This window comes from Algibacter sp. L4_22 (assembly GCF_023473045.1).
Taxonomy (GTDB): Bacteria; Bacteroidota; Bacteroidia; order Flavobacteriales; family Flavobacteriaceae; genus Algibacter.
In genome coordinates this window covers 755,939-782,575 of sequence record NZ_JAMCOK010000002.1, presented here as the reverse complement: position 1 = coordinate 782,575, position 26,637 = coordinate 755,939, and the positions used below count along the sequence as shown (strand labels likewise).

Genomic DNA, 26,637 nt, shown 5'->3' with positions numbered 1-26,637 from the left:
TCTTTTTAAGATAAAGGTTAGAGATATAATTTATCTATTTTATTTTCCAATGTGATTTTACTCTATTTTCCATTGATATTTATCTTCTTCACTTAATATTTTATAGATTTGGAATCCAAATTCGGCTAAATAAACTAAAACTTTATTTAGTAATACTATGTCAAATTGAATTAAAATTTTATTTCCTTCAAGTTTGTTTTTATTAAATAAAAATTCAAATAGATTTTTATAATATTGGTTATTTGGGATTTTATAAACATCTAAATAACCTTTATTGTGAGTTACTGAATGTCGAATCTCACTAAATATTTTGAGTAATTCTTTAAATTTGAAGTCATTAATGTTGTTTTTTGAATAATTAACTAACCTTTTTCCTCCTGCTTTTTTGATTAGCTTATAGATGTTTTCTCCTCCTTTTAAATCTTTTCTTGAGTAGTTTTCATTAAATCCAACTAACTTTTTAAATTCAATATCATTTATGATTTTTGAATCTATACAATCTTTCAAAAATCTTTCAAAAGCTTCATAGCATTGTGAATAAACAAAACTAAATTCTCTTGATAAAATTTTAGTTATTTCATCGGGATAATTTTCTTTTCCAGTTAATTTATTAATTCCAGTATGAAAACGTAATTTAGAATTATTTTCTCTTTGTAATGTCCAGTCTTCAATTACTAAAGATGTTAATGAAGAATAAATAGATTCTTCTGTCTTATATTTTTCTATGTCTTTTATTAAGACCTTATTAAGTCTATTTGTTGAATGTTTAAAATCCGTTATCGTATGAAAGTAGTTGTCTAAATTTTTTCTGTAAATGTTCTCGATTTTCATTTTATCCAACTTAAAAAATGATTATTACTTCTTCATATGCTCCACCAATTCCAACTGATCAATACTCACATTTGTAGTAAAGATGCCATAGTTTACAACAGCTTTATTTTTTTCAATTTTATCAATGGTACCAACGGCTCGGCCATCTTCCATGCGGACGCGATCGCCTAAACGAATTATCGATTTTGGTTTAGGAGCTTCAATGGCTTTTTTCTTCGCTTCTTTTTTATTTTCGCGAATAACTTCAACCTTTTTTTCTACTTCTTTTTTTACCTGAACTTCTTTGGCTTTTACTTTCTTTTTTTGCTTTACAGTAACGCGTTTACGTTTAGAATTTTCAATTTGAACTATTTTAAAAAGTTCGCCCATGAGTTCTTTTTTCTGTTTGTTTTCAAAAAACTTCTCGGCAATATCATTAACCTTTTGGCCTAAGTAAATTAAACGTTGATTGCTATCGTAGAGTTCTTGATAGCTTTCTAGTTTTTTTTGGATTTTGGTATTTATTTCTTCAAGTTTATCGGCTTCTTCTCCTTTTTTCTTTTCGTTTTCTTTTAATGATTGGCCTGTTTTTTCTAATTTAGAACGTTCTTTTTGAAGTTTAGCAATTGTGGCATCAAAACGAACTTTGCTACGTTCAATTTTCTTTTTAGCCCGGTTTATTAAACTATAAGGAATACCATTTTTCTGTGCAACTTCAAAAGTAAAACTACTTCCTGCTTGTCCGATTACGAGTTTAAACAAAGGTTCAAGCGTACGCTCATCGAAAAGCATATTTGCGTTAAGCATATTTGGCATTTCGTTTGCCAAAATTTTCAGGTTAGAATAGTGTGTGGTAATAATTCCAAAAGCTTCACGATGGTAAAACTCTTCTAAAAAAGTTTCCGCTAAAGCACCTCCAAGTTCCGGATCACTCCCTGTTCCAAATTCATCTATTAAAAAAAGTGTGTTTTTGTTACACTTCTTCAAGAAATAATTCATTTGTTTTAAACGATAACTATATGTACTTAAATGGTTTTCAATGGATTGGTTGTCGCCAATATCACTTAATATTCTATCGAATAAACAAACGGTGCTCCGTTCGTGTACAGGAATTAGCATACCACTTTGCAACATAACTTGTAGTAATCCAACGGTTTTTAAAGTTATACTTTTTCCGCCCGCATTTGGTCCAGAGATTACAATAATCCTGCTATCTTTTTTTAACTCTATACTTTGCGAAAATGTTTTTTGTTTTTTTTCTAAATTGTTTAAATAGAGTAGTGGGTGGAAGGCATCACGCAAATTCATGCTGTGATCTTCTGTAAATTCTGGTAAAATCCCGTTCATAGATTTGGCGTATTTCGCTTTTGCGGAAATAAGATCTATATCGATTAAAAAATCTTGATAATTTTCTAATAATGGTAAAAACGGACGAATAAAATTGGTAACATCTTTTAAAATACGAATAACTTCTTCTTGCTCTTCGTATTCTAAATTATTTAGTTCACGTGAATGTTGCAGCGTAGTTTCTGGTTCTATATAAACAATACTTCCTGTTCTACTACCGCCCATAATGGCGCCTTTAACTTTGCGGCGGTACATCGCTTTTACTGCTAAAACACGTTTGTTGTCTACCACAGATTCGCGAATATCATCTAGATATTCCATGCCGTGGTAAGTATTTAAAGCGGAACTGAAACTAGCGTTTATCTTTCCTTTTATTTGGTTTATAGATTGACGCAAACCATATAAAACAGTAGAGGCATTATCTTTTATGTCTCCAAAACGATCAACAATAGCATCTACTTTTTCAATAAGTACTTTGGTAACTTCAATATGCGATGCAAATTGGTGTAATTCTGGGTAATATTCTGCAAATTTCTTTAAAAACACAAGTATTGCATTTACCGAAATCGACATTGAAACAATTTTTTTTAAGCCATGCACTTCTAAATAAGTGTTTTCTATATGAAGGAGTTTCAATTCTTTTGCAATAGTATCGAAACCATGGTTAGGTATACGATTATCGTTATATAATGACGATAAATATTCGTTAGTGAGTTGTAATGCGTTTAGGAGTTCTTCTTTGGTTCTAAACGGCTCTATTTCTAAAGCCTTTTGTTTGCCTAATGGTGTTACGCAAAGCTCGCTTACTTGTTGTAAAACGGCATGGAACTCTAAATCTTGTAATGTTTTTTCGTGAATGTGTATCATTCGAAGTTTAATGGAGATTATCTAATAAAATGTGTGCTAATTTACATATTCTAATTGAGAATGGGTGTCTATAAATGCAACTCGGTTAAATTAAGCGGAAACGAGAAGCTTATGTAGTATATTTCTTGTTTTTTTTTAGTGAATTAATGAGTTTAATTTTTATTTTTTTAAAAAAAAGACTAAAGATATCGGATTTGCTGCTTTTTTGTTTCTTGCTGATTATCAATTGTTTGGCGCTGAAAGATGCATTTCGTCGATAAAAAGCAGTTAATAAACTACTTAAAAAAGCATTTCGTCGATAAAAGATGTCTTTTCATAGGATAAATATTGTATTTTTGAGGAAATTATTATGCAATTTTATTGTTCCAAGCCTAAAATTTAATTACTTATGAAAAAGTTTACTTTAGAATTACTGTTGTTTTTGTTTCTGTTTGGTAGTGCCTTTGCTCAACAAGAAAAAGGAATAATAGGTGATAACAACTGGTTAGAGAATTGGACGGAGTTCAATCCAAAACAATCTAACTACAGAGAACCTAATAAAATATTAACAGGTAACATTACCGAAGACTTAACTCTTAACAAAAGAGACACCTATTTACTTATAGGTAGTGTTTTTGTAACCAACAATGCAACACTTACTATTGAACCTGGTACAGTAATAATTGGCGACTACGATACTAAAGCATCACTTACTATTGCTAAGGGCTCTTTTATAGTGGCAGAAGGTTTAGAAACCGATCCTATTGTTTTTACTTCAAATAGAAGTGTAAAGCGAGCTGGAGATTGGGGAGGAATATTTATACTTGGTGATGCTCCAACAAATAAATTTGGTAATGGTTCAGTAGTGTCCTTCTTTCCTGGTTTAGCTACAAAAGATTATGCATATACTGGTTTTGGAGGCGATAATGCAGAAAGTTGCTCGGGTATTTTACGATATGTTAGAATTGAATATGCTGGTAAACGAATTAAAGGTGCTGGGTATTTAAATGGTTTATTGCTAGCGGGTGTTGGAAACCAAACTGTATTAGAAAATATTATGATGAGTTATTCTGGTGGTGATGCTATTGAAGTTTGGGGAGGTGATGTCATTTTGAAAAAAGTAGTATCATATAGAACAAGTAGTAATGATTTTAAATTTAATTATGGTGTACAATGTGAGTTATTTAATTCAATAGCAATAAGGTCTCCTTATATTTCAAGTAGTGAAGGGTCTAGATGTTTTCAAATATTGGCTTATGACGATATTGCTGATGTCGATTTTTCTAAGCCCGGAACATCTGTAGTCGCAAAAAATGTTACTATGATTAATAATAGTGAAAATTTAGCAGCCGATGTAGAAAAAGGTTTGGTAAAGGAAGCTGTATTTGTTGCTTATAATACATCATTAGAAATGAGTAAGACTGTAATCTCTGGTTTTAACCCGGCAGTTATTTTCGAAGAGAAGATAAATATTAATCAGGAAAGCCTAGATCAAATAAAATTTAGCAATATGTATTTTAATAATTGTAATGGAAACATTTTTGTTGAACATAATTCTAATAATGAAGATCTAGAAAACTGGTACGGGAACTCTTCTTTTTTTAATGTTTATGCTAAAAGCAGAAATTCAGAAACATTTATTAATATAAGAGACGAGCGTATGCCTGATTATCGTTTAAGAATTAATGAAATTACTTCAGTACAAGATGTTAATATGGACTAATATTTTTTTAATCTACCATATTTAAGTTTTAAAAATACTTAAGTTGTTGTTATTTAGCTGTTTGGCTCCTTCGTTTTTTAGGGGTTTTGTTCAGCTTTAATATAAGGTGTTGAAATATTAATTATTTGAGGATCTTTATTTATAAACATAAATTACTATAGAATGAGACGTTTAAATGTTTTTATTTTTTTTGTTTTGAGTTTTACGCAAATAGTAAGTGCTCAAATAGGAAAACCAATGCTTGGTTTTACTCAGGCTTGTGCGAGTCCGTCATTTAACACCTACAATGTTACGTTTACTTTTTCTTCAGATATAGGATCAAATGCATCAAATCAGTTTGAAATAGAACTTTCCGACGAAAACGGCGATTTTTCAGCAGCATCTACTATTTATGTTTCAGAAGCAGGAAGTGTAACAGTATCACCAGCAACATTAACATTTTCTTTGCCTACAACCACTTCAGGCGAAGGCTATGAAATTAAAATAAAAAGTACCGAACCAGCGGTTTCAAGTACTGCTTCCGATGCTTTTGCTGCATATTATAAAATTCAAGATTCACCATTTACTATTAATAATTTAATTGCAACTGGATCTTATTGTTCATCAGGAAGTTACCTGTTAACTATTGATAATCCTGGTGATGATAAAAATGATTCACCATTAAAATATGAATCACTTACCTTTAAATGGTTTAAAGAAACAGGCCCATCAACTTCAGTTTTTGTGGATTACGGTAATACTTTGGAAGTAGATTCTCCAGGTATATATTTTGTAGAAACTAATTATGGAACTTGTACTTCAAATTCATATTCAAATCGTGTTACTATAGATGAAGTTGAGCTTGATGCGTCAACATTTACTATAAACTCCAGCTTAGAAATTCCATATTGTGCTAGTGACGGACCAACCATTTTAACTGCTATTAAGGGTGATACATATCAATGGTTTTTAGATGATGTTGAAATTACTGGGGCTACGGAACAAATGTATACAACAAATGTAGAAGGAACTTATTTAGTAAATGTAAGCTTAGGAAGTTGTTCATCCAGTGCAACTATAGATTTAGTAAATACCGATTTTACTGCAAGTATTGATGTACCAGAGTATAACGATATTGAAGCAAATGAAACTTTAGAAATTAATGTTACAACTACAGCAACAGATCCTCAATTTAATTGGTATTTAGATAAAACATCTGTCGCTACAGGTATTAGTTATGAAGCTACTGAATCTGGTAATTACACGGTTGAAGTATTACAAACAACGGGATGTGTTTCAACAAAAACATTTTCGTTTGAAGTAAATAAAAAGACAGGTACTGATAAAATAGATCCATTTCCGGATGTTGAGCAAATTCCAAATATAATTAGCCCAAATAATGACGGTGAAAATGATACCTGGGTAATTCCTAAAATTTATGTTAGTGGCACAAATGCTAAAGTGCTGATATTTAGTCCGCAAGGTAAAATAGTTTTTAAGACCGATGATTATCAAAATAACTGGCCAATAAATCAAATAGAATTTAAAAGTATAAATCCAGTGTATTATTACATAATTACGACCGAAAATAACGAAATACATAAAGGATCGATAACTGTTATTAGATAATGAAAAAGTATATTCTACATACCGTTTTATTTTTGTGTTTAACTACTCAGGTCTATTCTCAAGAGAATGATATTGCCGCGTTTGCATTACCTGTTAGGAATTCGTTAAAATTCAACAAATATGCCTTAAACCCTACATTTAGTTTTGTGCGGGAACAAAATAAATATATAAGTATTACCAATAAAAGGCAATGGGTTCAATTCGAAAATTCTCCTGAGAATTATTTATTAAGTTATTCTGGCCGGTTTAGTGAAAATATTGGAGCCGGTATTGGTTTATTTCAGCAAAACATTGGTGTATTTACTAACTTTGGCGGTGTTTTGAATTTTGCTTACAATGCTGTTCTTAATCGAGACAGTAATTTAACTTTTGGTACTAATATAGCATTTTATCAAAGTGGTATAAATGAAGGTAAAGTTGTTTCTAACTATCCTGATTCAGCATTAAATAATATAGAAAAAAGCTCAGTTATTACAATAAATCCAGGGCTTAATTATGGAACTAAATTCTTAGATTTTGGTGTTGCTATTAATAATTTGGTTTCATATAATATGAATTCTTCCGAGCTTATTGAAGAAAATCCAGAGCAAAGTGTTCAAGGTCATATTATGTACACGGGCTATATACAAAGTCGTGGTTTTTTTGATGAAAGTAAATTTTCTGGTTTAGTGAGATCGGAGTTTAAAAAAGATGAAACTGTGGTATCTGGAATTATGATGCTTGCTATGCCTAAAGGTATATGGACACAAGTTGGATATAATACGCTTTATGGTGTTTCGGCAGGATTAGGTTTAAATGTAAGTAATTCAATAGCAATAGAATATAATTACGAGAAATCTATGGGGGAGTTGTCAGGATTTGGTAATTCTCATGAAATTACTTTGGCTTATAAATTCAAAAAGAAATTTAGATATGATTATAGTGATGACGAGGAAGAAACTTCACTTTTTTCTCCATCAAATAAACCAAAACGATCAGCTTCAAAACAATCAGCTAAAACAAGTGAAAGTGATAAAGAAAAATTTAGAAATAATAGAGTAGCAAGTTCCGAAGTAAAAGAAGAAAGAAAAGTTGAAAAAATAGCAGAAGTAAAAGCTAAAGCAGAAGAAGTTGCTAAAACGAGAGAAATAGCACGAGAAAAAGCTAAAACGGCAAGAGTAGCTAAAGCAAATCAATTAGCATACAAATTATATAAAGCGAAACAAGCTAAAGAAGCAGCAAGAGCAAAACAATTAGCAAGTGCGCAAGCTAGAGCGGAAGAAGTTGCTAAAGCTAGACAATTAACAGCGGAACAAGCTAAAGCAGAAGAAGTTGCAAGAGCGAAACAATTAGCTGAAGAACAAGCTAAAGCAGAAGAAGTTGCAAGAGCGAAACAATTAGCTGAAGAACAAGCTAAAGCAGAAGAAGTTGCAAGAGCGAAACAATTAGCTGAAGAAAAAGCTAAAGCAGAAGAAGTTGCGAGAGCGAAACAATTAGCTGAAGAAAAAGCTAAAGCAGAAGAAGTTGCAAGAGCAAATAAATTGACAGAAGAGCAAGCTAAAGCAGAAGCAGCTGCAAGAGCAAAACAATTAGCAGAAGAAAAAGCTAAAGCAGAAGAAGTTGCAAGAGCGAAACAATTAGCAGATGAAAAAGCTAAAGCAGAAGAAGTTGCAAGAGCAAATAAATTGACAGAAGAGCAAGCTAAAGCAGAAGAAATTGCAAGAGCGAAACAATTGGCAGAAGAAAAAGCTAAAGCAGAAGAAATTGCAAGAGCAAAACAATTAGCGGATGAAAAAGCTAAAGCAGAAGAAGTTGCAAGAGCAAATAAATTGACAGAAGAGCAAGCTAAAGCCGAAGAAATTGCTAGAGCGAAACAATTGGCAGATGAAAAAGCTAAAGCAGAAGAAATTGCTAGAGCAAAACAATTAGCGGATGAAAAAGCTAAAGCAGAAGAAATTGCAAGAGCAAAACAATTAGCAGATGAAAAAGCTAAAGCTTTAGAAAATCAACCTGTGGCTGTAGTTACGCCACAACCAATGATTGATATAACGAAATTAACCGATGCATCTAAGATAAAACAAGAGGATTTATTAAGCCGATTAAATGAAAAAACGGCTGGCAAACAAAAAGATCTTGATGATTTGAAAAAGGAAAATGATTTAAGAGATAAAGGTATTGTTAGCCCTCCAAAACCATTTAGACGTGTTTCTGAAGAAAATGCAGCTTTAGAAGCCTTAAAGATTGAGGTTGATGATGTTATAAGTGCAAGAACTGATAAAATAAAAGAGATTGAAGATTTATACAACCAGAGACGTAAAAAGGTTAAAAGTAAAGACGACCCTCTTAATATTATTTATTTAGATGCCATTGAGCTTCTATATAAAGAACAAAAAGAAGCAAAAGAAACGAAGGAAAGATTAGTTTCTACACTTGAGCGTATTAAAATAGCAACAGATATTGAAAGAAAACGTCGTATTAAAAAAGCTGATTATGAAAATGAGGAGGATCGATTTAAGAAGGATAGAGCAGCTTTAGCTAGAATTAAAAATAATACAGAAGTTAGTACAGAACCGCTAACAGAAAGTGATTTCGATTTTGGTAAAAAGTTAAGTAATATTCAAATTATGAAAGGAGTCGATAATGTGGAAAGTGGATATTATTTAGTAGTTGCCGTACATAGTGATGTTGCTAAAAGAGATGCTTTTTTAGCCAAAGCAGTGGCTGCAGGACAATCAAATATTGATTTCTTTTATGATGTTAATAGTAGTAACTATTTTATTTATTATCAAAAATTTGATGATATCGAAATGGCATCAAGAGTTTTACTAAACAGAAACAATAAACCATACGATAGTAGAATGTCAATGGTTAAAATAGAGAATTAAAAAAAAACAAGCATACTGTTTATTTTTCATAGCCTTAAAATGAAAAATAAATGTAACTAGAACTATCATGAAAAAAACTACTTATTTAAACAAAGGCTTAGCAATATTGCTACTATTATTCAGTTTTCAAGCTTTTGCACAAAATTATGTGAATTTTACTCCAAGATTCGATCAAGATCTTAAAGGGGATATAGTTTTAATTGGTAATAATACTTTAGGTCCAGATAATAATGCCTTTAATAATAATAGCACGTATAATCATAACGTTAATATGCGTTATATTGATATAGATGGAGATGCTTCTACATTTAGTTCCACGAGTGCAGATTTAGTAATCCCAAATATTGATTGCTACAAAATTATTCATGCTGGTTTATATTGGGGTGCTGTTTCAAGAGGAACGGCTCCTATTACTGATATAAAATTTAAAGGACCAGAAGGCGGTTATAATGATATTACGGGAGAAATTATTTATGATGCAAATGGCACTTTAGTTACAGGGAGTAGTTACCCTTATTCTTGTTATGCGGATGTTACAAGTATAGTTACAGGTATAACTAATAATACAGGAACTTACACGGTTGCAAATGTATCTAGTGAGGAAGGTAGATCAGCTTCGCTTACCCCAAGAAATGGTACAGGCTTTTCTGCAGGTTGGTCGTTATTTATTGTTTATGAAGATCCTACATTACCAGGAAAATCGATTACGAGTTTTGATGGTTTTAGTGCTATTAGTACCTCGGTAAATTTAGATATTCCTATTTCAGGATTTAGAACTATTCCTGCACCAGCACCTGTTCGTGCAAATTTAGCCTTTGCTACTTTGGAAGGTGATAAACCAATTAACGGTGATAGACTTAGAATTAATGGCTCTAGTTTATCGTCAACAGATAGAAATAGTTGGAATTTCTTTAATAGTTCAGTAACGCAATTAAGCGGATTACCTGTTAATAATAGAAACCCAAACAGTACAAATACATTAGGTTTTGATACTGGTATTATGAATGTGCCCAACCCCGGGAATGGAGTTATAGCAAATAATGCCACAAATGCAACTATACGATTGGAAAGTAGTGGAGATACATATTTTCAATATTTTTTCGCGTTAGCCGTCGAAATTATTGAACCTAAAATTGTACTTACCAAAATTGTTGAAAATGATACAGGAACTAATATAGGAGGAGAAATAGTAGAGCTTGGTGATCAATTAAATTACGTTATTGGTTTTCAAAATACAGGAAACGATAACGCGACAGAAGTAATTATTAGAGATATATTACCACAAAATATTGTGTTTGATTATCCAGCGGATTTAGCACCTCTACCACCAGGTGTTACTGTCCAAAGTTATGACGAGGCCACGAGAGAGTTAATTTTTCAAATTGACGAATCGGCTGTTGAGGAAAACGATCCTCTTGGAGAAATTAGATTTTCAGTAAGGGTGGTTTCAACTTGTAGTTTACTTAGTGACGCATGTTCTAATTTAGTAGATAATCAGGCATATGCAACTTATAATGGTACGTTAAATCCACTTTTCACTATTTCTGATGACCCTAGTTTTTCAGAAAATACGGGGTGTTTATTAAACCCTAAGGCTACCAATTTTTTAGCAGATATAAATGATTGTAGCTTTGAAGAAGAAGTAACTCTTTGTGGAGCAACTACAGAATTAGTGGCTGCCGATGGTTACAATAATTATACATGGTCTACCAGTCCTTCACTTACTCCAGTTATTGGAAATACGCAATCTATAAGCGTTACTGAAACAGGAACTTATTATGTTTATAATGAAGCAGTAGCGCCTTGTAAATCTATAAATCAAGTATTTAATGTTGTTAATTTTGGAACAACGGTTAATAATCCTGTGCTTCCTTATGCCGATCAAGTTGTAATTTGTCCTAATGATGGAAAAGAATTACCAAATATTTTTCTATGTGGAGCAAATGATTCAACGGTTATTCAAACAGGAATTTCCGATACATCGTCAATGATTTGGGAGAAATTGGACGAGGCTAGTTGCGATGCTGTAACTAACCAAGACTGTGCTAATGAAAGTGATACGTGTACATGGAATCAAGTAGAAACTGGACCAAATTTTACAGCCGATACTGCTGGACAATATAGGTTAACCTTAAATTACACAGGAGGTTGTTTTAATCAGTATTATTTCAATGTATATGAAAATATTTTGGAACCAAATACAACATCACGTGATATTTTTTGTACAACTACAGGTGAAATTGTAGTTGGGGGAGTACCTAGTGGTTACGAATATAGTATTGATGGAACAAACTACCAATCGAGTAATGTGTTTCCTATTTCAACTCCAGATTTTTATACTGTTTATATTAGACAAGTAGGTGTATCACCAAACCCGTGTATATTTACTGTTCCAGATATTCAAATTCGTGAGCGTGATTTTACAGGTTCAACTATAATTACACAACCGCTTTGTTATGGTGATAAAGGAAATATTAATTTAGCCGCGAATGATGTTCGTCCGCAGTATTTCTTTACGCTTTATAGCGGTTTAACTTTAGTAAACAGTGTAGGGCCAATTAATGAAAATAGTTATAAGTTCGAAAACTTAAATCCAGGATTTTATACGGTTAATGTTTCTTCGGAAGATGGTTGTACATTTTCTGAGACGGTAGAAATTATAAATCCACCTTTATTAACCGCAACTTCGGCATTAACAACCCCGTTAACGTGTATTGATGGAGAAATTACCGTGTATCCAGAAGGAGGAACTGCACCATATTTCTATTTTATTAATAGTACAACGGAATTCCAAAGTTCGGCAACAATAGATGTAACGTCTGCTGGTGTTTTTGATATTATGGTTGTAGATTCAAATAACTGTAGTGCAACAACATCTATTACGGTGGAAGATATTCCGGCTCCAGTTTATACTATAGCTGAAACAGATATTTTATGTTATGGTTATGATTCTGGAGAAATTGAATTTAACGTTACTAATGCTAATGGGTATACTTTAGAATACAGTATAGATAATGGAGTAACTTATGTTGCTAATCCTGTTTTTTCAAATCTTACTGCAGGTAGTTATGATACTATGGTTAAATATTCTCTTGGTACATCAGAATGTTTTACAACTCCAGAAAATATTACGATAAGCCAACCAGATACAGCTTTAACGGCATCTTCTGGGGTTTCTGAATTGGCAGGTTGTGAACCTTCAGGTTCAGGGGAAGGTAAAGTACGTATTACAAACCCGCAAGGAGGTACCCCACCATATGAATATAGTTTTGATAATCAATCGACATGGTTAACCACTAATGAATATTATGTTTTACCAGGAACTTATACGTTGTATATAAGAGATACTAATGGTTGTATTTATGCCATGCCATCTATCACATTAGATCCTGAACCAGTTGCACCAACTATAGATGTTTCAGATCCTGATTTTAATTGTGATGGAACAGCCGATGCCACGGTAACGGTAACAAATGCAGAAATAGATTCTTTTTCTTATAATTATTTGTTAGATGGTGTAGAAAATCCTAATACGGCTGATCCTACAGTGTTTTTAAATGTTCCAAGTGGTTCTCATACAGTAACTGTAGATTATAAATTAGAAAGTGTAACGACTTACAGTAATTTATTGTATGAAACTTTCGGCTATGGAGAGGATACAACTTCTCCAGGAATAAACCCAACCTATTATTGTTTTGAAAGGCAAGTTGTCGGATCAGAATGTAAAGGTCAAATTAATATTCAGGATGGAGATTATTCTGTTACAGCTGAAATAGTAAGACCATATGGTACTTGGCTTCAACCTGGAGATCATACACCTGCGACTACACCAGCAACAGAAAAAGGAAGGTCTTTAGTTGTTAATATAGGGTCTTCTATACCGAAAACAGAAATCTTGTATGAAAAGGATATTAATGATATTATTGCTGGTCAACCTATTATCGTAGAGCTTTATGCTATAAACTTATTGAGATCTGGTAGATCAGGAGCTAATCCTGATTTACTTGTTGCGTTAGTAGATGGTTCAGGTACTGAAATTTCTTCTTTTTCAACAGGTGAAATTCCAAAAAGTAATCAATGGGAGAATTATCCTAAAACACCTATGACTCTTGATCCTGGATCAAATACGAGTTTAAAATTTATTATTAGATCCAATGTTCAAGTAAACAACGGTAATGATGTTGCCATCGATGATATCACAGTTTATCAATTACCAAAATCTTGCGTAACAGAAGTTGAGTTTCCTATTGTAATCGATTCAGGAAAGGCCTTTACATCTAGTACCACAGGGTCTACAAATGTTACTTGTAATGGAGCTTCAGATGGAACTCTTAGCATTGCAGCACAAAATTATGACGCAACTATAGGATTTGAGTATTCAATAGATAATGGTACTACTTGGACAACTCAAATGACTTCACCTTATACTATTACTGGATTAGCAGCAGATAGCTATGATGTTATAGTGCGTTATGAAACGTGTAGTTTTCCATTTTCTGAAACTATTACAGCACCAGCCCTTTTAGAAGTTAGTGCTTCGGGAACACCAATAACTTGTCTTACAGGTTCTACAGTTACAGCAACAGCAACAGGAGGAACAGCTGGTTACACTTATGAGTTGTTAGATACTGCAACATTAAATTTAGTAGATAGTTTTCCAAGTAATGGTATTTTATCTAATATACCTTCAGGAGATTACACAATAAGAGCTACAGATTCTAACGATTGTGTTGCTACAACAACGCTTAATTTATCGGGATCTGCGGCACCAACAGCATCTATAAATACAACCTCTAATTTTTGTTATGATCCCGTTGGAGGTGGATCACTAATAGTTGATGCATTGGGTGGAGAATTACCATATGAATATAGTATTAATAGTGGTATTTTTCAATCAAGTAATACTTTTACGAGTTTAGCACCAGGTAATTATATAATTACAGTGCGAGATGCTTATGGTTGTACGGTAGTTTTACCAGCAGAAACTATTGCTCCACAAATTTCAGTAGTTGTAGAATTAACAAAAGAATTAGATTGTACCACATCACCAGATGCAGAAATTTCAGGAACTATTTCTGATGGTTATGCACCATATACAGTAACCTTATTACAAGGAACAGGAACTGTTACTTTAACAGGAAATACCTTCAGCTTAAATCCAACTACAGATGGTGTTTATCAATTTGAAGTAACCGATGATAGAGGATGTATTGTTGCATCAAACGAGGTTAACGTAAATCCTTTATTAACACCAGCAGTTACGGCTACTAAAACGGAAGTTACTTGTAACACAAGTGCCGACGGAACAGTTACGCTAACAGGCTCAGGAGGTTCAGGAGGTTATACTTATAGTGATGATAATGTAACTTTTACAACAAATAACACGTTTTCAGGTTTAGCAGCTGGTACATATAGCTTTTATGTAAAGGATAGTAAGGATTGTTCTAATACAGTTAGTGCTACTATAACAGAGCCAACACCTTTGGTAGCTACGGCTAGTGCCACAACATTTAGTTGTAGTGCAACCAATACAAAAGAATCGGCAGAAATAACTATTGCTTTACCAACAACAGGAACAGCAACATATCAATATAGTTTTAATGGAGGAACATCTTTTAGTTCTACCAATACATTAACGGTAAATGATACTGGGGCAGATCAAACCTTCTCATATGTTGTAAAAGACGCAAATGGCTGTTTAACCGCAGCACAAGATATAACGATAACGGCATTAGATCCACCAACAGATTTAGATTTTACTTCATTATCTGTAACGTGTTTAGCCACGACTACTACTGTAGATTTAACAGCTACGGATGGTGTAGGAACATTGCAATATGAAACCATAGCGCCTTCACCTATAATAGTTGGAAAACAAACATCTAATTCTTTTGCAGGATTAACGCCAGGTACTTATGTGTTTCAAGTAACAGATGCTAATGGATGTTATTATTCAGAATCATATACAATAACTCCAGTAACACCTATAGCCGTTTCAGGTACATTAACAAGTGATGTATCATGTAAAGGAGGTGATAACGGATCTGGAACTTATACGGTTTCAGGAAATGCAACTGTTGGAGGTTATACGTTTATATTAACATCAGGAACTTTAGGAACTGGTACACTTACACAAACAGGAGATGTTTTAACTTTAGCAAATGTAGAGGCAGGAACTTATACTGTAGAAGTTACAGATAACGCTACGGGTTGTGATGATACTGCCAGTATTACAGTTAACGAACCTATAGATGCGTTAACACTTGGTGTAACAAGTAATGTTAATGGAAATTGTGATACTGACGCTCAAGTAACAGTAACAGCATCTGGAGGTACACCAGGTTATAGTTATGCTTTTGTTCAAGATGGAACTTCTCCAACAGGACTTTATACGTTTAGTAGTACTTCTAACTTAGATCCATCAGTAAATACCGATTGGGATGTTTGGGTAATGGATATTCAAGGCTGTACCACTAAATTAGATATTGTTGTTGCTGCAGATGGAATACCAACAATAGATCCTGTGGCATTAGAATGTTATAAAGGGCTACCTATTAGTATTACGTTATCAGGAATGGCTGTTGGCACACCAACTTATAGTATTGGAGGTGCTTTTCAAGCAAGTCCAATTTTTACAATAAATGCTCCGGGAACATATAATTTGAGTATTAAAGATGGTAACGGTTGTATTGCATCTACAACTTATGTTGTACAACCAGAATTGTTGTTGGATGCTAATATGACACAAGATTTAACTTGTACTGTTGATGCTAGTATTACCTTAACGGCAAGTGGCGGAACAGGAACTTACAGCACTTATGAAGTTAATATTGATGGTGCAGGTTATAATTTGATATCTGGTTCTCCATATACAGCAACAGCTGATGGAGATTATCAATTTAGAGTTACGGATAGTCAAGGCTGTATAGCTGAATCTAATATTATTATAGTTACACCAAAAACAACACCAACACTTACATTTACACAAACTAATGTTAGCTGTAATAGTAGTAGTGATGGTAGTATTGTAGTAACAGCAGATAGTGGTATAGCTCCATACGAATACAGTATAGATAATGGAGTGACGTTCCAAACGTCTAATGTGTTTAATGGATTAAACCCTACAGGAACTTATAATATTGTTGTTAGAGATAGCAAGAATTGTGATTCATCTGCTACCTTAGTAACTATAACAGAGCCAGACGCTTTAGTTGCTACAGCTAATGCCACAACATTTAGTTGTAGTGCAACTAATACAAAAGAATCGGCAGAAATAACTATTGCTTTACCAACAACAGGAACAGCACCATATCAATATAGTTTTAATGGAGGAACATCTTTTAGTTCTACCAATACATTAACGGTAAATGATACTGGGGCAGATCAAACCTTCTCATATGTTGTAAAAGACGCAAATGGCTGTTTAACCGTAGCACAAGATATAACGATAACGGCATTAGATCCACCAACAGATTTAGATTTTAGTTCATTATCTGTAACGTGTTTAGCCACGACTACTACTGTAGATTTAACAGCTACGGATGGTGTAGGAACATTGCAATATGAAACCATAGCGCCTTCACCTATAATAGTTGGAAAACAAACATCTAATTCTTTTGCAGGATTAACGCCAGGTACTTATGTGTTTCAAGTAACAGATGCTAATGGTTGTTATTATCAAGAATCATATACAATAACTCCAGTAACACCTATAGCCGTTTCAGGTACATTAACAAGTGATGTATCATGTAAAGGAGGTAATAACGGATCTGGAACTTATACGATTTCAGGAAATGCAACTGTTGGAGATTATGCGTTTATATTAACATCAGGAACTTTAGGAACTGGTACACTTACAAAATCTGGAAATGTTTTAACCTTAGCAAATGTAGAAGCAGGAACTTACATTGTAGAAGTTACAGATAACGCTACGGGCTGTTTTGATACAGCCGACATTATAGTGGGAGAGCCCGCAAGTGATTTAAGCTTTGCAACAACTTCAACAAATGTATTCTGTACAAATGATGAATCACAAATTACAGTTACTCCAGCAGGAGGAACGGCAAGTTATACTTATGCCGCTGTAGTAACAGGAGCATCAGCTCCGGTAACTTACGATGCAAGTAGTGTGATAACAGTAGATACCAATTCGGCAGCAAACTTAAGCTGGGATGTTTATGTAAAAGATGCAAATGATTGTATTGAAATAAACCCTGTTATTATTGGTACAGAAGGGTTACCAACGGTTACTACACCAGCTATAGCTTCAAATCAATGTTCAGTTTCAACTGGCTTTACATTTACAGCAACAGGAACTGGCTTAGCGCCCCTTACTTATAGTATTAATGGTGGAGCTTCTTATCAAGCAAGCTCAACATTTACAGTAAATACGCCTGGAAGTTATACCGTAACAATAAAAGATAAGAATGGTTGTACAGGATTTAGTACTACGCCAATTGTTGTTTATGCACCACTTACGGCAAATGCTATTTTGACTAAAGATTTAACCTGTTCAATGCCAACAGAAGCTTCAATAGATATTTCTGCTTCAGGAGGAAATGGGGCTTACACTTACGAAGTGTCAACAGATGGCGGATCGACATATACAAGTATTACAGGTTCACTTTATAAAACATCAACAGCTGGTACTTATCAATTTAAAATAACAGATGTTAATTTATGTGATATTGAAACAAATGTTATAACAGTTGCCCCTGTAACTCTGGTAACAGCTTCAGAAACACTAGTAAATCCAACATGTAATGGAGATACTGATGGTTCTATTGAATTAACAGCATTAACAGGAGAAGCTCCATTTATTTATAGTATTGATGGAGGTGGTTCGTTTGTATCATCAAATACATTTGGTGGTTTAGCAGCAGGGACTTATAATTATGTTGTGAGAGATGTTAAAGGTTGTGAAATAACAGATACAGTTACATTAACGTCCCCAGCACCAATTGTTCCTGAAATTGTGACAAATGGAATTTTATGTAATTCTGTTACACCTGGTAGTTTTGATGTGGATATCACTTCAGGAGGAGATGCTCCATATGTTTATAGATTGTTTGATAATTCTTTTACGGAAATAGGTAACTATACGACTACTTTAGCTTCAACTTCATTTCCACATAATTTTCCGAATTTAGATTTTGGAGATTACTATATTACTATTGTAGATGCACGAGGGTGTGAGTTTTTAAGTTCTAAACTTAGAATAGAACCTATACCATATTTGGAATTAACTAGTCAAACAACATCTTTATCTTGTTTAACAGGAGCAACTGTTAATTTAAATGTTACTGGAGGTAATCCAAATTATACGTATTCAATATATGGGCGACCAGGAACAACTTCTCTGCCAACATCATCAACTTCTTATACATTTGCAAATTTAGATCAAAATACAACATATGTATTTGAAGTTGTTGATTCAGGGGGATGTCCATCTTTTTTAGAAATAAAAACAGGTACAATATCTCCTATAACTATTGATCCTATAGTAGCTACAGACGTTACTTGTAATGGATCCAACAATGGAGAGCTTTCATTTACTATTGGTCAATATGATGCATCAGTTACAGAACTTTATTATGAAGTACGTGATAATTTAACAAATGTTGCAATTTCACCAGCAAAAAATGGTACAATAACAGGAGTAACCGGAGCTGATGTTAGTGAAACAATTACTGGATTATTAGCTGGTAATTATACTTTATATATAAAAGAGGTTGACGGTACTTTCTGCTCAACAGCAGAAGAATTCCAAATTAGGCAACCAATTCAAGCATTATCTTCAATTATTACAAAAGAGATAAATGCTAATTGTAATTCAGGAGCTCAACTTACACTTACAACAACTGGAGGAACAGGCCCATATAAATATGCCGCTGGCGCACCAGGTTTCACACCGTTAACAGGAGATTTTGGAACGAGTAATGTGCTTAATTTAGATTACAATATTAGAACTATTTGGGATATAGTTGTAGAAGATGCCAATGGTTGTCAGTTTTTAATAGAAGACAAAACTATAATCAAAGATACCGATCCAACAATAACATCACCTGCTCAACAATGTTTTACAGGTTCACCAATTTCAATTACTTTATCTGGTACAACTGTTGTTAGTCCAGTTACCTACAGTATAGGTACTGGTGGTGTAGCAGGTGCTTATCAGTCTAGTGATACATTTACAATTAATGCCGCTGGAACTTATGATGTGTTTATTAAAGATGGTAATGGCTGTATTGCATCTACAACTTATGTTGTACAACCAGAATTGTTGTTAGATGCTGATATGACACAAGATTTAACTTGTACTGTTGATGCTAGTATTACCTTAACGGCAAGTGGAGGAACAGGAACTTACAGTACTTATGAAGTTAATATTGATGGTGCTGGTTATAATCCGGTACTAAGTTCTCCATATACAGCAACAGTTGATGGAGATTATCAATTTAGAGTTACGGATAGTCAAGGCTGTCCAGCCGAATCTAATATCATTATAGTTACACCAAAAACGACTCCTACATTTACTCACACTCAAACTAATGTGAGTTGTAACGGAGGTGCAGATGGTAGTATTGTAATAACAGTAATAGATGGTATTGCTCCATACCAATACAGTATAGATAATGGAGCTACATTCCAATCATCTAATGTCTTTAATGCATCTAATGGTAATCCATTAAATGCAGCAGGAATATACAATGTAGTTGTTAGAGACAGCAAGAATTGTGATTCATCTGCTACCTTAGTAAACATAACAGAACCAGTATTGCTTGATGGAACAGGTGATTTACTACAAGGTTTAACATGTGGTTCTGGTAATGCAACACAAGCAGCCGAAGTAACTATTACTGCAATAGCAGGAACGGGTACAGCACCATATACTTATAGTTTTGATGGTGTAAATTACACATCAACTAATAATTATTTCACATATACATCTGGTACGGTATCGGCATACATAAAAGATGCCAACGGATGTGTTGCAGGTCCAATAGATGTTATTGTACCAGCATTAGACCCACCAACAGATTTAGATTTTGTTGCAAGCGCAGTAACTTGTGTTGATTTAACTAGTGATGTACAATTAACAACAACAGATGGTGTTGGCATATTAAGTTATGAGATACTATCACCGGCAACTTCTACAGGAAATGTATCGGGCGCATCAAATGGTTTATTTACAGGCTTAGCACCAGATGATTATTTATTTGAAGTGACTGATGCTAATGGATGTACTTATCAAGAATTGTATACTGTGGTCCCTGTAACTAATATTGCAATTGCGGGATTAAAATTAAATGATGTTTATTGTTTTGGAGATAATTCAGGAGCTATTGAATATACTGTAACAGGATATGCTGGTACTTACACACCTACTTTAACAAGTGGAGTGGGAACTTTGTCTCAAACCGGAAACACTATTGATTTAACAGGTTTAGTAACAGATACCTATACAGTAAGAGTAACAGATGATATTACAGGTTGTTTTGATGAGGTTGATATTACTATAGATCAGCCAGCAAATGCATTAACATTTACAGCAGCAGCAACACATGTATATTGTACAGAAGATAATTCACAAATAACAGTTACTCCAGCAGGAGGAACAACAAATTATACTTATGCAGCTGTAATACAAGGAGCAACAGCTCCATCAGCAGGGGATTACGGTATAAGCAACATAGTTACAGTAGATACCAATTCTGGAACAGATCTAATTTGGGATGTCTATGTAAAAGATGCTAATGGTTGTATTACCACAAATTCATCTACTGTAATACTCGATCCAGAACCAACGGTAACCACACCTGCATTGGCTTCAAATCAATGTTCAGTTAGTTCAGGTTTTACTTTTACAGCAACCGGAGCATCGGGAGTATCACCATATGTGTATAGTATTAATGGAGGCGCATCGTATCAATCGAGCCCAACATTCACAATAAATACACCAGGTTCTTATACAGTTACAATAAAAGATGCAAATGGCTGTACGGCTACAAGCCTTACACCAACAATAGTATATGAGCCATTAACGTCGGTACCTGCTGTAACAAAAGAATTAGATTGTTCAGCAACGCCAGAGGCAGAAATTACGGTTACTATTTCAGGTGGTAATGGACCATTTACTTATACTGTTCAAAAAGGAGCAGGAGTAGCGAGTGTTGCAAGCGCACCTATTGCAGGTCCAACATTTACATATTCGGTTTCTTTAGCAGATGTAGATAGTTATACTTTTGAAATTACGGATGCTAATTCTTGTACTTCAACAAGTACTATAACAGTAGATCCAATAACTAATCCAATAGTAACACCAATTAAAACAGATGTTAGTTGTAATGGCGGTTCTAGTGGTACGGTTCAATTAACAGGTTCTGGTGGTTCAGGTGGTTACACCTATAGTGATGATAATGTAACATTTACAACTACATCATTATTTACAGGGTTAGCGCAAGGATCATATACGTTTTATGTAAAAGATAGTAAAAACTGTACAGGTTTTGTAACCGTAAACATCACTGAGCCAACGGCATTAGTGGCCACGGCTGATGCAACAAAGTTTAGTTGTAGCATTACAAATGAAAAACAAGCTGCAGTAATAACTATTGATGTTCCTACAACGGGAACGGCACCATATCAATATAGTTTTAATGGAGGAACAACATTTACTTCTAGCAATACCTTAACGGTAAATGATACTGGAGTTGATCAAACATTTTCTTATGAAGTAAAAGATGCTAATGGATGTACAACAGGAGCTCAAAATATAACGATAGTGGCATTAGATCCTCCAACGGATTTAGTATTCACACCAGGAAGCGCGGTAACTTGTTTAGATACAACGGGAGGTAGTGTAACATTAACGGCAACAGATGGTGTTGGCATATTAAGTTATGAGATAGTATCACCGGCAAGTGCTACAGGTAATATATCAGGCGCTTCAAGTGGAACTTTTACAGGCTTAGTAGCAGATACTTATTTATTTCAAGTAACGGACGCTAATGGTTGTTATTATCAAGAATCATATACTGTACCGCCTGTAACCAATATTGCAATTGCGGGATTAAAATTAAATGATGTTTATTGTTTTGGAGATAATACGGGTGCTATTCAATATACTGTAACAGGATATGCAGGTACTTACACATATACTTTAACAAGTGGAGTGGGAACTTTGTCTCAAACCGGAAACACTATTGATTTAACAGGTTTAGTAACAGATACCTATACAGTAAGAGTAACAGATGATATTACAGGTTGTTTTGATGAGGTTGATATTACTATAGATCAGCCCGCAAGTGATTTAGACTTTACAACAACTTCAACAAATGTATATTGTACCGAAGATAATTCTCAAATAACAGTTACTCCACTAGGAGGAACAGCAAATTATACTTATGCAGCTGTAGTAGCAGGAACAACAGCTCCAGCAGTTGGAGATTATATTACGAGTAATGTAGTTACAGTAGATACTAACTCTGGAACAGATCTAGTTTGGGATGTCTATGTAAAAGATGCTAACGGTTGTACTACCACGAACCCATCTACTGTAATATTAGATCCATTACCAACAGTAGATGTGCCTACTTTAGCATCAAATCAATGTAATTTAACTGGAGATGCTTATACATTTACAGTAACAAACCCAACAGGTGTTGTGCCTTTTGAATATTCTATAGGGAACGGTTTTCAAACAGGTACAACCTTTGCGGTTAGTAATGCCGGAACTTATTCGGTAACAATAAAAGATGGAAATGGTTGTACGTTTACAAATGCAACCCCAATAACTGTTTATGCGGCGTTAGATGTTTCTTCTACAATTGTTTCTTTACCTAGTTGTATAGATAATGATGGTGAAATTACAGTATCTGGAAGTGGAGGATCTGGAAATTATACATTCAGTATAAATCCTTCAACAGGTATCACACAAACAGGAAATATATTTTCAGGATTATCTGCTTTAACTAATTACACAGTTACAGTTACGGATACTGTAACTACCTGTACTAATACAGTTACTGTTAATTTAGAAGCAGCAACTCCTGTTAACTTTACAGCAACTCCAATAGATGTTACCTGTATAGGTGATACGGATGGTGTTATTACTGTTAATTTAGATGCATCGAATAATAATCCATTATACAAGTATGCTATAATTGCAGGACCAGCAACATTCCCAGCACAAGATTCAAATATATTTACAGGATTAGAAACTGGAAGCTACACTGTTGAGGTTACATCTGGACGAGATTGTGTTGACACAGAAATTGTAACGGTAGGAACACCAACGGCTATTATAGTTCCTGCTCCAACGGTTCAAGAATATTCTTGTACAGTAAATACCAATTTATCTAATTTTGCAACTATAACCGTAACAGGTGTATCTGGTGGATCTGGTAATTTTGTTAAATATGAATTTATTAGAGATGCCGATGGTGTTGTAGTACAATCTAATTCTAGTAATGTTTACACAATAACCAATCTTTTAGGTGGGGCATATACAGTTAATGTTTATGATGATAATGGATGTTTAGGCGCTTCTGTAGCAACGGTAGCTCCATTTATTTCTATTGATGATTTAACAATTACTATTGATAATGCTATTACATGTACTAATGATGAAGATATAACGGTATCTGTAACAAGTACAGGAGGTACGCCTACCAATTTACAATTTACTTTAGAGGATATTGTAGGTAGTGTAAAAGGAGGTGTTTATAGCCAAACCAATGCAACAGGTGTATTTACAGGATTACCAATTGGTAATTACTTAGCGACCGTTTTAAATATCGATACCGGGTGTGTTATAGAAAAAGTACATTATGTAAACGATCCATTCACGTTCGATCTTACTATAGATAATATTGTAGACGTTACTTGCTTTAGTGATAATGATGGTAGTGTTGATATTACTTTAATCGACAGAACACCTAATCCAACCGATGAGTCTGGTGCTTTTAGTTATGAGTTATTTGATAATTTAGGTAATTCAGTAGCAACAGGATTAACAACTAATGCTGGACCAGTTACAATAACAGGCCTTTTAGCAGGAACTTATAGTGTTACTACAAGTTTAACAAATGCTCCTTATTGTACAGTAAATAAAAACTTTACTATTACTGCACCAACTGCGGCATTAGCAATAGCTGAAACGCATACTGCTATTACATGTGTGAGTGGTAATAATGATGGGTCTATATCTGTTAGTGCAACAGGAGGTTGGCCAGGAGGTTATGAGTATCAATTATCAAATACAGGAGGATCTGTTATAATTCCTTTTGGAACGGAAAGTAACTTTATTGATTTATCAGCAGGAGATTATACCGTTACAGCTCGAGACAGTCAAGGTTGTGAGGATCCTATTAATGTAATATTGGTAAACCCAACTCCAATAACTATTGTTGCTAGTACAGATATAACAACATTAAATTGTTTTGGTGATTCTAATGCAACTATTAGCGTTACAAGCACAACAGGTGGACAGGGAAGTAATTATACATATTCTCTTAATATGGTTTCACCAACAGGAAGTACGTCGGGACCACAAACATCAGGTGTATTCTCTGGTTTAGCATCAGGAACTTATAATGTAACTGTAACAGATGGTTATAATTGTAGCGCAACTTCGTTAGATATCATTATTGCAGAACCTGCAGATATTCAAGCATCGTTAGTGAAGTCTACATCGGAAACTTGTTTAATTAGTGCAGCATTGACATTAAGTGCTACTGGAGGAACTGGTATTTATGAATATAGTAACGTAAGTGATTTTGCAACAGTTATAGGATCGTTCGTATCAGAGGTTACTTTTGATGCTGCACCAGGAACGTATATGTATTATGTGCGTGATGCAAATGGTTGTATTGCTAATGCATCTAACGAAATAATTATAGATCCTTTACTTGATTTAAAGGTGAATTTAGATACTACAAATGCTAGTATTAATTGTTCTGGAGATGATACAGGTGTTATTATAGCTAAGGCTGAAGGAGGTTTAGGTAACTATGTTTATACGTTGCAAGATGCTTCTGGAACCGATATAAGTCCAGTGCCAACTCAAAACAGTCCTGGTGTATTTACAAATTTACCAGCAGGAGATTATTTAATTGAAGTAGAAAGTGGCGACTGTTTAGAGATTAGTGCTCCTGTATCAATTTCTGAACCAACAAATCCATTAAGCGTTGCTTATAATGTTATAAATGTTACTTGTGCGGGAATAAATAATGGAATTTTAGAAATAAATGCTACGGGTGGATCTGGAATTATTAAATATGCAATTTCACCAAGATTAGATCGCTTTTTTGAAGATGCTACTTTTGAAGATTTAGCACCGGGAATCTATCAAGCTATTGTTCAAGATCAATTAGGTTGTTTTGTAATCATTGATTTTGAGGTTGAAGATGCCGAGCCTGTCTTATTAAATATTGTACCAAATTCTATATTCCCAGCCGTTTGTGATGGTGATATGGATGGTGAATTTAGTGTTGAAATATCAGGAGGTGAAATGCCATACAGTGTTGTTTTAGATGATGAAGATGGTGTTTATACAACTGGAGCAGCAACACAAATAGAATTCGATTTTACAGGTTTAGAAGGTGGTGATCATATTGTTTTCGTACGTGATAACTTAGGTTGCGAAAGTGAATGGAATATTACATTCCCAGAATCTGTTCTTATAGATCCTCAACTTAACATTGAGTATGGTTGTGTTGATAATGCATCAAGTAACACCGTGACAATTTCTGTAGATGAAAGTATCACAGATACTTCAGATTTAGATTATTCTCTAGATGGAGGTTTATCATACCAAGCTAGTAATATTTTCTTAGATGTTCCTGCAGGATTAAATCACTATGTTGATGTTAGACATACCAATGGCTGTATTAAACGTACAGAGCTTTTTGATATTTCTGAAATTCTACCATTAGAATTGGCTATAGAAGCAGGAGGTTTAAATGAAATTGTTGCAACGGCAACAGGAGGAGTAGAGCCATATGAGTTTACATTAAACGGCGAATCGTACGGAAGTACTAGTGATTTTATATATTACGAGTCTAGAGATTATACTGTAACTGTAACCGATAGAAATGGCTGTATAGCAACTGCCACAATGTATTTTGAGTTTATTGATGTGTGTATAACTAATTATTTTACACCAAATGGCGATGGCGTTTTAGATGAGTGGGGCCCAGGTTGTACATCTATTTATAATGATTTAACTTTCGAAATTTTCGATAGATATGGTCGTGTTGTAGCTAAATTAAGAGCTGGACAAAAATGGAATGGTAAATATCATGGTAAAGAGTTACCTACTGGAGATTACTGGTATGTAGTGAAACTGAATGATAGTAGAAATAATAAAGAGTTTGTTGGACATTTTACACTTTATAGATAATGAAGAAGAGTCTGTTTATGTTTAACACTAAAAGA

General features: G+C 34.0%; 6 protein-coding genes. 4 read left to right on the top strand and 2 right to left on the bottom strand.

Annotation, left to right across the window (positions count from 1 at the left end):
• Nucleotides 1-57 precede the first annotated feature (57 nt).
• Both M4I23_RS07965 and M4I23_RS07960 read right to left on the bottom strand, forming a co-directional pair.
• Nucleotides 58-831, bottom strand: coding sequence for a hypothetical protein (locus tag M4I23_RS07965; RefSeq protein ID WP_249754036.1), 774 nt, complete (start codon nt 829-831; stop codon nt 58-60).
• A 24-nt stretch (nt 832-855) separates the two neighbouring features.
• Nucleotides 856-3,024, bottom strand: a complete 2,169-nt coding sequence (locus M4I23_RS07960) for a DNA mismatch repair protein MutS (protein WP_249754035.1) — start codon at nt 3,022-3,024, stop codon at nt 856-858.
• A 388-nt stretch (nt 3,025-3,412) separates the two neighbouring features.
• On the opposite strand from M4I23_RS07960, the gene M4I23_RS07955 reads away from it, so the two are divergent.
• The 4 genes from M4I23_RS07955 (at nt 3,413) to M4I23_RS07940 (ending at nt 26,602) form a co-directional block, all read left to right on the top strand.
• The gene (locus tag M4I23_RS07955) at nt 3,413-4,726 is read left to right on the top strand and encodes a hypothetical protein (RefSeq protein WP_158849010.1); all 1,314 of its coding nucleotides are present in this window, start codon (nt 3,413-3,415) and stop codon (nt 4,724-4,726) included.
• 162 nt (nt 4,727-4,888) lie between these two features.
• The gene (locus M4I23_RS07950) at nt 4,889-6,334 is read left to right on the top strand and encodes a gliding motility-associated C-terminal domain-containing protein (protein WP_249754034.1); all 1,446 of its coding nucleotides are present in this window, start codon (nt 4,889-4,891) and stop codon (nt 6,332-6,334) included.
• A complete protein-coding gene (locus M4I23_RS07945) occupies nt 6,334-9,198 on the top strand; it encodes a PorP/SprF family type IX secretion system membrane protein (protein ID WP_249754033.1) in 2,865 nt (954 codons plus the stop codon). The genes M4I23_RS07950 and M4I23_RS07945 overlap by 1 nt, the downstream gene beginning before the upstream one ends.
• 67 nt (nt 9,199-9,265) lie before the next feature.
• Nucleotides 9,266-26,602 carry a T9SS type B sorting domain-containing protein gene (locus M4I23_RS07940; protein ID WP_249754032.1) on the top strand — a complete coding sequence of 5,779 codons (17,337 nt, stop codon included), beginning with the start codon at nt 9,266-9,268 and terminating at the stop codon, nt 26,600-26,602.
• The last annotated feature ends 35 nt before the right edge of the window (nt 26,603-26,637 follow it).

Bases quoted from the DNA above. Each gene is read 5' to 3' on its own strand.
- M4I23_RS07960 (WP_249754035.1), bottom strand. From the start codon at position 3,024: ATGATACACATTCACGAAAAAACATTACAAGATTTAGAGTTCCATGCC.
- M4I23_RS07955 (WP_158849010.1), top strand. From the start codon at position 3,413: ATGAAAAAGTTTACTTTAGAATTACTGTTGTTTTTGTTTCTGTTTGGT.
- M4I23_RS07965 (WP_249754036.1), bottom strand. From the start codon at position 831: ATGAAAATCGAGAACATTTACAGAAAAAATTTAGACAACTACTTTCAT.
- M4I23_RS07945 (WP_249754033.1), top strand. From the start codon at position 6,334: ATGAAAAAGTATATTCTACATACCGTTTTATTTTTGTGTTTAACTACT.
- M4I23_RS07950 (WP_249754034.1), top strand. From the start codon at position 4,889: ATGAGACGTTTAAATGTTTTTATTTTTTTTGTTTTGAGTTTTACGCAA.
- M4I23_RS07940 (WP_249754032.1), top strand. From the start codon at position 9,266: ATGAAAAAAACTACTTATTTAAACAAAGGCTTAGCAATATTGCTACTA.